Annotated in this window: 12 protein-coding genes; 2 read left to right on the forward strand and 10 right to left on the reverse strand. The window is 41.8% G+C overall.

All coding sequences use genetic code 11. The features are described 5' to 3' along the window. Positions 1–45 precede the first annotated feature (45 nt). The 7 genes from V7K44_RS22960 to V7K44_RS22990 form a co-directional block, all read right to left on the reverse strand. The gene (locus V7K44_RS22960; protein WP_334934686.1) at positions 46–324 is read right to left on the reverse strand and encodes a hypothetical protein; all 279 of its coding nucleotides are present in this window, start codon (positions 322–324) and stop codon (positions 46–48) included. Between the two features lie 359 nt (positions 325–683). Next, positions 684–1,694: a catalase family protein gene (locus tag V7K44_RS22965; protein ID WP_334934687.1), complete on the reverse strand. Its 1,011-nt coding sequence runs from the start codon at positions 1,692–1,694 to the stop codon at positions 684–686. A gap of 38 nt (positions 1,695–1,732) precedes the next feature. Beyond that, positions 1,733–2,308 (reverse strand): 5-formyltetrahydrofolate cyclo-ligase, encoded by a 576-nt coding sequence (locus V7K44_RS22970; RefSeq protein ID WP_334934689.1) that lies wholly within the window; start codon positions 2,306–2,308, stop codon positions 1,733–1,735. A 68-nt stretch (positions 2,309–2,376) separates the two neighbouring features. Beyond that, positions 2,377–3,321, reverse strand: a complete 945-nt coding sequence (locus V7K44_RS22975; protein WP_334934691.1) for a GDP-L-fucose synthase family protein — start codon at positions 3,319–3,321, stop codon at positions 2,377–2,379. Between the two features lie 22 nt (positions 3,322–3,343). After that, the gene (gmd, locus tag V7K44_RS22980; RefSeq protein WP_334934693.1) at positions 3,344–4,423 is read right to left on the reverse strand and encodes a GDP-mannose 4,6-dehydratase; all 1,080 of its coding nucleotides are present in this window, start codon (positions 4,421–4,423) and stop codon (positions 3,344–3,346) included. A gap of 529 nt (positions 4,424–4,952) precedes the next feature. Further along, on the reverse strand, positions 4,953–5,708 hold the full coding sequence (locus V7K44_RS22985; protein WP_334934709.1) for a sugar transferase: 756 nt from the start codon (positions 5,706–5,708) through the stop codon (positions 4,953–4,955). A 98-nt stretch (positions 5,709–5,806) separates the two neighbouring features. Next, positions 5,807–6,961 carry a glycosyltransferase gene (locus tag V7K44_RS22990; protein WP_334934695.1) on the reverse strand — a complete coding sequence of 385 codons (1,155 nt, stop codon included), beginning with the start codon at positions 6,959–6,961 and terminating at the stop codon, positions 5,807–5,809. Between the two features lie 295 nt (positions 6,962–7,256). Here V7K44_RS22990 and V7K44_RS22995 point away from each other — a divergent pair, with 295 nt between their 5' ends. Then, positions 7,257–8,195, forward strand: a complete 939-nt coding sequence (locus V7K44_RS22995) for an NAD-dependent epimerase/dehydratase family protein (protein ID WP_334934697.1) — start codon at positions 7,257–7,259, stop codon at positions 8,193–8,195. Positions 8,196–8,351: 156 nt separating this feature from the next. Here the strand turns inward: V7K44_RS22995 and V7K44_RS23000 are convergent, their stop codons facing one another. Further along, entirely contained in the window at positions 8,352–9,077 is a 726-nt protein-coding gene (locus V7K44_RS23000; RefSeq protein ID WP_334934699.1) for a Uma2 family endonuclease, read from the reverse strand. 223 nt (positions 9,078–9,300) lie between these two features. Here V7K44_RS23000 and V7K44_RS23005 point away from each other — a divergent pair, with 223 nt between their 5' ends. Continuing rightward, on the forward strand, positions 9,301–10,185 hold the full coding sequence (locus V7K44_RS23005; RefSeq protein ID WP_334934701.1) for an SMP-30/gluconolactonase/LRE family protein: 885 nt from the start codon (positions 9,301–9,303) through the stop codon (positions 10,183–10,185). Positions 10,186–10,263: 78 nt separating this feature from the next. Here the strand turns inward: V7K44_RS23005 and V7K44_RS23010 are convergent, their stop codons facing one another. Both V7K44_RS23010 and V7K44_RS23015 read right to left on the reverse strand, forming a co-directional pair. Further along, complete coding sequence (locus V7K44_RS23010; RefSeq protein WP_334934703.1) at positions 10,264–10,500, reverse strand: hypothetical protein; 237 nt, start codon at positions 10,498–10,500, stop codon at positions 10,264–10,266. A gap of 207 nt (positions 10,501–10,707) precedes the next feature. Continuing rightward, a partial coding sequence (locus tag V7K44_RS23015) for a hypothetical protein (RefSeq protein WP_334934705.1) occupies positions 10,708–10,919 on the reverse strand: 212 nt, incomplete at its 5' end.

Consider the following 10,919-nt stretch of genomic DNA (forward strand, 5'->3'; position numbering starts at 1 on the left):
AATTAACCTAATTCTGTTATGGAATTTATTCACATATTAATATAATTAAGTCTCTTCATTTTCTGAACTCCCTAATTCTTCCAGAATATCAAAGAAGTCGTTGATTAGTTTTGCGTCATATTCTTTTATATCACTCCATGTTTGACTGTTGTGAATTATATCTTGTGCTTCGAGAAGACAAATACCCAAAGCATTTTTTAAAATTCCAATTGATTCGGCTTTTGAATAATTACTCAATCTTAAAAACTTAATAACAGATTCTTTATCGGCGGATTCAGTCAACATTTTGTTCAATTTTTCAGTTATTTCATTATCTTTATTCATAGTTTGTCCCCAATTTATAAAAGGCATTATGTTGCACAAATTAAATATTTCTCAGATTCTTGAGCCATTAGTCTCATAAAAACTATCTAAGCTAATCGGCATTCAAGTTGCATAATCAGGGCGGGCAAGATGCCTACCCCACAAGATATTGAGAAAATTTTAATATGCAAATTAGATGGGTTTTAGCTTACCGCAGTTATACAATTATTTATTCATTAAACCAAGATTACTGACTTATTTTAAAAGTCGGTAATCTTGGTGTTTCAATTTTTACTAATTAGATTTAATTGGTAGAAAGTCCGATTTTGTACACACAGCTTCCAAGCACCCTCTTATAGTTTGAAGCAAATTCACAGTAGTTAATCTTCAACCGCGACATAAGGTTGTGGTTCCCGCGAACGTTGGGCAATTTGTTCTCGTCGGTACTTTGCAAGTTCGCTGTAAAGCCTCTTGCGAGAGAGATTTACACTTCCAACAGGTTCATGCTCTAGCAGTGTATGCCAAGGAGAAAATAGCGAACCCTCATCTAAACGTTTGCGTTCTTCAAAATCAAATTTCTGACTGGGAATGCGGACAGTTGCAACTTTAATAAACGGTGAATCTGCTTCTTGCCATTCTTGAACGTGGTCTTCAATCGGCGTTTTTTCATCATCTACATAAAACTGAATTAAGAAGTCAAAAGAAACTTCTCTACCTTCTTCCGTTAAATATTTGACCAGCGTTTCTCGGAGGTAATTTTCTGATTCTGGAAGTGTTTCGGGTGGTTGTTCAGGCTGTTGAGATTTTACAGATAATTTTACAAGGCGACTACCAAACTTAAACGGAGCCATACTCCAATATTGAATCAAAAGTGGATTTCCTACCTTGTGGCTGCCAATTTTTTGCAAGATAGCAAAGGCGTAACCAAGTTCTTCCAGCCTTTCTGGGGTAAGTTGTCCACTACCTGCTCTGGAAAGATCGGCGTAATCACGAACGTCTTTGGTCAAGAAAATAGGATAATTGTTGAGTATAAAATCTTGAGTTTTTTCTTCATCATCCAAGGCTTTTTGCCCGTCCACATTCATCACCTTAATGGCAATACCGCGAACATCAGGCTGGCTATCGGAGTTGAATTTACCACGCTTTTGAGGCGAACCACCGCTAGAGAACCGAATCCACGCAGGATAGGTTTGGGGCGTTTTGAATAAACCTACTCTCAGGTCTTCAGGAAGATTGGCTTCAATAATAAACTCTCCCCAAAGGAGTCCATGACTTTTGCTATGAATTTGGCGCAGGTCTGGGCCTGTTTTTTGTTGAGCTTGGAGACTACTTGCGATAATCTCGTCGATTATTGCTTCTTGCTCAGTGGTAGATGACGTTGGATTAGTCATAAAACATTTGATAATGTGTCTTTCTTATCCTGAATCCTTCAACCTTTCCGAGTCAATCCGGTTTCTGTAGAAACAGCTTGTAGTGGTTTATCCCAAGGTTCAATAGGTATTTGCGACAAATAGGCAAAATCAAAGACGATTCCGATGGTCGCCTTTGTCTGCCACTGCGGTAAACTGAGCAAGCGATCGTAATATCCGGCGCCATAACCCAGGCGATATCCTTGATAGTCGCAAGCTACACTAGGGACGAGAATCAAATCTACTTCACCCGGATTTAAGATTGGAGCGTCAGGGTGAGGTTCAGTAATGCCGTAAGCGCCGCTTTGGATAGAATCGTTAGGTGTCCAAATATGCCAATGTATGGATTTATCAACGCAGCGAGGAAATCCCCAACGGTATTTGGTGTTTGCAAATAGTGGACTGAGGTCAGGTTCTTGGCGAAAGCTGAAATAAGCAAGTATTGTTTTTGCTTGAGTAAACAAAGTAGAGTTTTGTAAATGAGAGCAAATGCGATCGCTTTTTTCTCTCCATTCTGCAATGGACATTGATTGACGTGTTTTGAGTAGAGTGCGGCGCAGTTCTACTTTATTTAGTTGATAATTAACTTTGTCCATAAAAATAGTCAAAAAAATAAGCTGGGCATCACCCAGCTTGTATCACTCTACATTCAGCAGTACATACGTTATGCAGCGTGTTGACGATACCACTCAATGGTATTTTTTAGCCCTTTTTCAAAGCTTACCTGAGCCGTGAAATTAAAGGCTTGCTTTGCCCGTTCAGTATCTAAACAGCGGCGGGGTTGACCATTAGGCTTGTCAGTTTGCCAAACAATCTCACCCTTAAACTCCATCAATTTGCAGATTAGAGTTACTAAATCAAGAATGGAGATTTCATAACCGGTTCCCAAGTTAACTGGTTCCGATTCGTTATAGAATTGAGTCCCCATAACAATCCCCCGCGCTGCATCTTCTGAATACAGAAACTCACGGGTGGGACTGCCATCACCCCAAACTGCAAGTTGCTTTTCTGCATTAATTTGGGCTTCGTGAACTTTGCGAACTAATGCTGGAATGACGTGAGAACTTCCGGGGTCAAAGTTATCTTCTGGGCCATATAAATTTACTGGCAGTAGGTAAATCCCATTAAAACCGTACTGCTGACGGTAAGATTGCAATTGAACTAAAAGTGCTTTTTTTGCAATTCCGTAAGGGGCATTAGTTTCCTCTGGGTAGCCATTCCAAAGATCGTCTTCTTTGAATGGTACTGGAGTGAATTTAGGATATGCACAGATTGTCCCAACACAAACGAATTTTTCTACTCCAGCTTGGTAAGCAGCATGAATTAGCTGGGTTCCCATGATCAAGTTATCGTAGAATAGCTCTGCGGGTTTTTCGCGGTTCAAACCGATGCCACCGACATGAGCTGCTAGATGTATGATTATGTCTTGCTGGTCAACTGCAAGTTGGCTATTTTCCCAAACACGCAAATCTTGATCGCGCGATCGCGGTATTGTAATTTTCTCGCGATCGGCTCCTGCTTTACACAGTTGATCTATCACCTGACGGCCTAGAAACCCCGACCCACCAGTGACTAGAATGCGTTTGTTTTTTAGTTCTAAGGCGGTCATATTTTATCCTCTGTGATGCGAATCAGAAGTGCAAAGCGCCCAGTGTTTGACGAATTGTCGCAATGTCATCTGGAAATTGCGAACCTTTTCCATTCGGTGAAGTATGACCCAATGCTTGTAAGTCTGCTTCTACCATTAGGGAAACTAGTTCTTCAAAGGTTACTGATGGTGTCCAGCCCAAGTTCTGCCGTGCTTTGGTAGAATCGCCAATCAACAGCTCTACCTCAGATGGACGGAGGTAACGCTCATCAAACTCTACATAATCTTGCCAATTAAGATTCACATAAGTAAATGCCAGTTCTAAAAACTCTCGTACCGAGTGGGTTTCACCAGTAGAAATTACGTAATCGTCTGGCTGGTCTTTCTGTAACATCAACCACATTGCTTTGACGTAATCCTTTGCATAGCCCCAATCTCGCTTGGCATCTAGATTACCCATGTAAATCTTTTTCTGCTTGCCAGCAACAATACTAGCCACGGCTCTAGTAATTTTGCGGGTTACAAAGGTTTCACCCCGCCGTGGTGACTCGTGGTTAAAAAGTATACCGTTACAAGCAAATAAATTATAAGATTCACGATAATTTACAGTTTGCCAGTGAGCGTAAACTTTCGCACAGGCATAGGGGCTGCGGGGATAAAAGGGTGTTGTCTCAGTTTGAGGTATTGCTTGTACTAAACCGTACATTTCTGAAGAACCCGCCTGGTAAAATCGCACCTGAATTCCGGTACGATGCTGGTAGTCTCGAATTGCTTCCAACAGACGCAATGTCCCCATTCCTACTGCATCTACTGTGTATTCTGGTGAATCAAAGCTGACTCTGACGTGGGATTGAGCGCCGAGGTTGTAAATTTCTACTGGCTTTACTTCTTCTAAAATACGCCGTAACGTTGTACCATCCGTCAAGTCGCCGTAGTGAAGAAACAACCGTACTCCCTCTTTGTGGGGGTCTTCGTAAATGTGGTCGATACGGTCTGTGTTGAAGGTAGAAGTCCGGCGAATGATGCCATGAACTTCATAACCTTGTTCCAACAAAAACTCACTTAGATATGAACCATCTTGTCCAGTAATACCAGTAATTAACGCTCGCTTCTGTTGCGTCATACTCAATTATCCCTTATTGTCTTTGATTAAAAATTTACAGCCAATCTGATACAACCTAGCAATTAATTGCTGAATTGCCTAATGGGAAACCTACGAGTTCTTGTGGTTATGAGACTTTTTCCGTAAATAAATATACTTAACAAAAAGTAATTTAGCACGTAAGTCCAACATTGGATAGCTCAAGATTATTTTTATGTATAGCAGTGGTCAGATAGCTGAGGACATTGGCAAATCGTAAGAGAGCAGCTGTCACAGCTATCCATAGCAGACTTGTTCTAACCAGAATGGCAGCGGCTATATGTTGTTTTTTGTCAAAACTTCATATATCTCTAGTTTTATGAAGACTTAATAAAATAGCAATTTTAAATTAGACTTCTGACAAAAGTGCCAAATATCCACACTTACAGAAGTCTGAATATAAGTAGAAAAGCACAAATTATAGAAACAAAAATGAGCAATCCTTTAGTTTGAGGGGAGAATTGTACTTAGGGGCATTAACTGCCCCACAGAATCCACCCTAAGTAGTTACTCAGTATGCACCGTTATTTTTGGGTAGAATTACCACATCAACAGTTTTCAAGATGATCCATAAATCAAGCCAGAAATTTCTAAATTTGACATAATGCAGGTCTATTTGGACTCTCCGAGGATAGGGAATGTCATTACGCCCAGATACCTGCCACAAACCAGTAATTCCTGGACGGATTGTTAAAATCTCATCAATGTGACAACCGTATTTTGGCAGTTCTTCTGCTACCAAGGGTCGGGGACCGACTACACTCATGTCCCCTCTTAAAACGTTCCAGAACTGGGGAAATTCGTCTAAGCTAGTAATCCGCAAAAATCGACCAATTTTGGTAATCCGGGGGTCTTGTTTCAGCTTAAAACTGCTCTCAAATTCTTGCCGCAATTCGGGCGATGTTTCCATCATTTGCATGAGGATTTCGTCCGCATTGCTTACCATTGTTCGGAATTTAATACAACTAAACGCTTTGTAATTTTTCCCTACCCGTTCCTGGACATAAAAAATTGGTCCTTCTGAACTAAAGGCAATCAGCAAGGTCAAAATTAAGTAGACGGGGAAGAACAAAATTAATACCGACAGCGAAAACACTATATCGAACAGTCGTTTGGCTAACTCTCCGTTTAAACCCTGAAAAGATAAACCTTTGGGCTTAACTTTTGGCGTCTTTGTTTTTTGACCGCGTTTTAAGAAACGCGTAGACGCTCTAGTGTCTTGCCTTACGCCTCGCTTGCCGGAGAGGAGTGAGCTCTGGGCAGTCATCATACTCCTTAATAATCCACACCACACATAGTCCCAATATTAAAGCCAAAATGAGATGCTTCTGGGGGAAATTGCCAAAAGCCTAAAAAAATAAGACGTTAATCAACACCATCATTCCGAAAACGGTCTTTTTCGTTGCACTTGTTTACAAAATTTAGATAACGATCTGCAAAGATTTGCGGTGAAAACTGCGCGGCGTGCGATCGCATATACTCGGAATTAAACGAACCCTCATACATTTCAAACTTTTCTACTGCCTCCACCAAAGCCGCCTCGGTTTGCGTCTTGAAAAATATACCTGTCCCTGTATCCGCATCAGAGCGGATATCTCGCACTGTTTCTAAAGCACCCCCTGCACCATAAGCAATTACTGGCGTGCCGCAGGCTTGTGCTTCTACTAGGGCAATACCAAAATCTTCACAAGCTGCATACACAAACGCCTTAGCCTTAGACATATATTTTTTTACCACATTATCGGGTTGCCAACCGAGTATTTGGATATTTGAGTTTGCCATCTCGCGAATCTTATTCATTTCATCTCCTGTACCAATGACTACTAATGGTCGTTTTAGTTGATTAAAAGCCTTGACAATCAACGATATTTGCTTGTAACTCACTAACCGAGAAACTGTCAGATAAAAGTCCTCTTTTTCAGACAGAAACGGAAATTCCGCAATATTCACTGGTGGGTAAATGACTGTTGCTTCTCGCCGATAGCAACGCCAAATCCGCCGAGCTGTATGCTGCGAGTTGGCAATGAAGTAATCAACACGATTGGCACTCAATACATCCCACTGGCGCAAGCGATGTAATAAATATCGCGTCACCCATCCAGGTAAACCACTACCCAGTTTGCTGTGGCGCAGATAATCAAAGGTCAAATCCCAGGCATAGCGCATAGGGCTGTGACAGTAGCAAATATGCATCTGTTCGGGAGTGGTAAGGATTCCTTTGGCAACAGCGTGAGATGAAGACAGAATTACATCATAATGCCGCAAATCAAGTTGTTCAATTGCCAAGGGCCACAAGGGTAAGTATTTTTGTATACCGTTGCGGGCATAGGGAAAGTTCTGGAGAAACGTCTTGCCAATTTGACGCTTATATAAATAACTTTCTCTATTGCTGGATTCAAAATCTATGAGGGCATACAAATCAGCATCAATGTGATTCAAAATTTCTCGTACAACGAGTTCTGAACCACCGGTGGCTTTGGGTGTTAGCCACTCATGAACCAGAGCATATTTCAAGGGCACAGCTAACTTGAATAAGTGGAAAATACAAAGGCTAACTTGATGACGTTAACTGAAAAGTTTCCCCTTGTGATTAATTAATGGGAAGCGCCCCAGATTAGCACATAAGACGGAATCTTTCCCTCAGAGGTTCCAGATGGATGCGGCAACCTGATAATCTCAGATTGGGATTAGGGATTGGGGATTGGGCATGAGGTATGTATGAGGCATTGGGTATGGGTTATTCTCCTTGTCTCCCTAGTCTCTAGTCCCTAGTCCCCAATCCCTTGATAAAAACTGATATAGAAAGGGTGAATTTATGCGAATTCTGATTATGGGTGGTACTCGATTCATTGGTGTCTATTTGACTCAACTACTAGTGGAAAAAGGACACGAGGTAGTGCTGTTCAATCGTGGGAATCGGCCAGCACCTTCTTTAGAGGGAGTAGGACAAATTATAGGCGATCGCACAGATGCTACTCAATTAAAAGCAAAGTTATCACAAGAAAATTTTGATGTCATTTTTGACAATAACGGGCGCGAACTTACTGATACTCAACCACTAGCAGAAATTTTTCAAGACCGAGTGCAACATTTTGTGTATATGAGTTCTGCGGGGGTTTATCTCAAATCTGACCAATTACCCCATATAGAAGGCGATGCTGTAGATCCCAAAAGTCGCCATAAGGGTAAACATGAAACAGAAGCTTACCTGACTCAATTGGGATTACCCTTTACTTCTATTCGTCCTACTTATATTTACGGGCCTCGTAATTATAATGAGTTGGAAGGCTGGTTTTTTGACAGAATTGTGCGCGATCGCCCCATTCCTATCCCTGGAAATGGCTTGCATATCACGCAGCTAGGTCATGTAAAAGACTTGGCACTAGCAATGACTCAGGTTTTGGGCAATAAACAAGCCGTAGGGCAGATTTATAATATCTCTGGCGATCGCTTTGTCACTTTTGATGGTTTAGCCCGTGCTAGCGCTGTAGCGGCTGGCAAATCACCCGATGCTGTCAAAATCGTCCACTACGACCCGAAAAAGTTTGATTTCGGCAAACGCAAAGCTTTTCCCATGCGAGTGCAGCATTTCTTTGCTTCGGTGAACAAAGCGCAAACAGAATTAAACTGGCATCCTGAATATGATTTGATTTCTGGATTGCAAGACTCTCTGGAAAATGACTATTTGGCTAATGCAAAAGACAAAGCTGATGTTGATTTTTCTGTAGATGAGGAGATTTTACAAGCGTTGTGAGTGCAGCGAATAGAATTCGCGGTTACACAGGCAAAGTCCGCCTCCGCGGACTAAGGTCAAATTAAGGGTTTGAAACCCACGGAAGTGGGTTTTGTTTCGTGTAGACGCGATTTCTAACCGCCCGTTTCGCTTCAGTTGACTGATGCGATCGCATTTTCATAACTCATCAGGGTTAACACCTAACTCTCGCAGTTGTGCTGCTAATCTGTTAGCACGTTGGCTTTCTCGTTCTAGCGGCGTGGGAAGCCAATTCCCGGATGCATCATACCAACGTAGCCACAATCGCTCAATTCCTTGGTAAGAACCTTGCCAAAGTCCTAAGCCGAGTTCCAAACCCGGCATCCACACTCGTGGGGTACTCAAGTCCAATTCGCTGTAACTATCTGCAACTAATTGGAATACTTGGAGTTTGTCAGTGTAGCGATCAAACACAATGTAGTAAGGAACTCGCAAAATCCGCTCATAAACTTCCCATTTGGTCGGTCGTTGGTTAATCTCCCGCAGAGTTTGTCCTAAGTCTTCTTTTTCAGTGCCAGGAGAAAGCAATTCTACCACTACAAAAGGAGCAACTCCTTCTTGCCAGATAACATAACTGAGACGCAAGTTTTGCTGTTCGTAGAGACGCGAAACTCCCACAGCAGCAAACCAGTCTGGGCGTTTGTACCACAGTGTATGCCGTAGGTGATAGTAAAGGTTTAAGTCACTGGCAACAAATACTTCCTCTGCTGGATAGTTAGGTGGACAGAAGGTTTCGCGCAGAAGTTGGGGCTGAAAAAGGTAAAATTCGTCAGGCAAACCAGAGTCCTCCGGGTATTCACTGGGAAGATCGTACATGGTTGGTAGGACTTCTTTGGGAGAGAGAGGCGGGTCTGTTTGGTACATAAAGAGAATCTTGACCGACTAATTTTAAGTTAACGGATCGCAGTAAAGATTAAGTCAAAATCAAAAATATTTTCTTCTACCTGGGGAAGACGTAATTTATCGCGTCTTTAGTCTTTACTGAAACAGGAATGAAAATTTTCTTTATTAGTCAGGCAAACGTTTTTTAGAATTGCCTGAACGCTACTGAAACTAGTTTCTGTAAATACTATTGTTGGTTGATAAAATGAGCCAAGTTTTACAATATCCACTCCAGAATGTATTAGAAGCCCGTGCCCGCTTGGGTGAAGGCCCCATCTGGGATTCTACCCAAAACCTACTGTACTGGATCGATATTTACAACCATCGCGTACATCAGTTCAATCCTGCTACGGGGAAAGACTTGTTTTTTAATGTGGGAGATGTCGTAGGTGCGATCGCAACAGCAGGGAAAGATAGATTAATTATGGCACTACGTCATCACTTGGCATTCCTGAACACCCAGACAGGTGAAGTTACTCCCATTTTGGAAATTGAAAGAAATCTGCCAGACAACCGTTTTAATGATGGCAAATGTGACCCCCAAGGCCGCTTTTGGATCGGCTCAATGTGTTCTTTAGAAAAACCCCAGGCTAGCCTCTATCGCTATAATTGTGATGGTTCATTGCATATTATAGAAACGGGATTGACTATCTCTAATGGTTTGGGGTGGAGTCCCGATCAAAAAACTTTTTATTTGAGTGATTCTCCTCAACAAAAAATATATGCTTACGACTTTAATTCAGTAACAGGTAACATTACTAATCGCCGGATTTTTGTTGATTTAACTCATGAATCTTTCTATCCAGATGGGTTGACGATAGATAGTCAAGGAAATATTTGGTCAGCCATGTGGGATGGATGGTGTGTGATTCGTTTCAACTCTAAGGGTGAAGAGACATTGCGGATCAATTTACCTGTGCAGTTGCCAACCAGTTGCACTTTTGGTGGCGAAGATTTGCAAACACTTTATATCACTACAGCTTCAGTTGGACTCAGCCAAGAGGAGATAGGAAAAAGTTTCTACTCAGGTGATTTATTTGCTCTCCAAACTGATGTTACCGGCTTACCTAGCTATGATTTTGAGAAATAAAGTAGTCGCTATGTCAAAGTGAGGCGCTAAATTGCCTCCCATATTTGTTCAACTCGACTCTTTATTTGTTTGCGAATTCTAAAAATTCCGAGTTTTAAACTTTTGATCTTGAAGTTCCGAGTTCAAAGGTGCAACTTCCGAGTTCAAAGGTGCAACTTCCGAGTTCAAAGGTGCAACTTCTGAGGTCAGAGGTGCAACTTCCGAGTTCAAAGGTGCAACTTCCGAGTTCAGAGGTGCAACTTCCGAGTTCAGAGGTGCAACTTCCGAGTTCAAAGGCTCAACTTTCGAGTTCAGAGGTGCAACTTCCGAGTTCAAAGGCTCAACTTCCGAGTTGAAAGAGACTTCTAAATAAAAAAATATCAGTCCCGTGGAGCTTTTTTGGTTTCACTTTGTACTTAAAGGTATATTTTCCCTAGTTGGAATTTGTGGTATGGGGTAAATTGCTCCAGATATTAACGTCAAGGCTATAGAGTGCTAATAATTAGGGTAAGGATTGGATAAACTGAAAGGAAATGTTTGTAGTCAAAGGCTTTGGCAGTGGTTTTCCTTGTGCTTGGTAATCTTCATTAGACCTCTTGCATAAATCAAAAAGAAGAAAGAACCCCACCCCGCCAAAGCTACGCTTTGTCTCCCCTCCCGAAGCAGGGCTGATTCATTCCCTAAAACAGGTAAAATTGCAAGTGTTGAGGGGAGGAAAATTATGGGTAGTTCTCTGATTGAACAACTGCGGCTTG

Source organism: Nostoc sp., assembly GCF_036917235.1.
In the GTDB taxonomy this organism is placed as follows: domain Bacteria; phylum Cyanobacteriota; class Cyanobacteriia; order Cyanobacteriales; family Nostocaceae; genus Nostoc.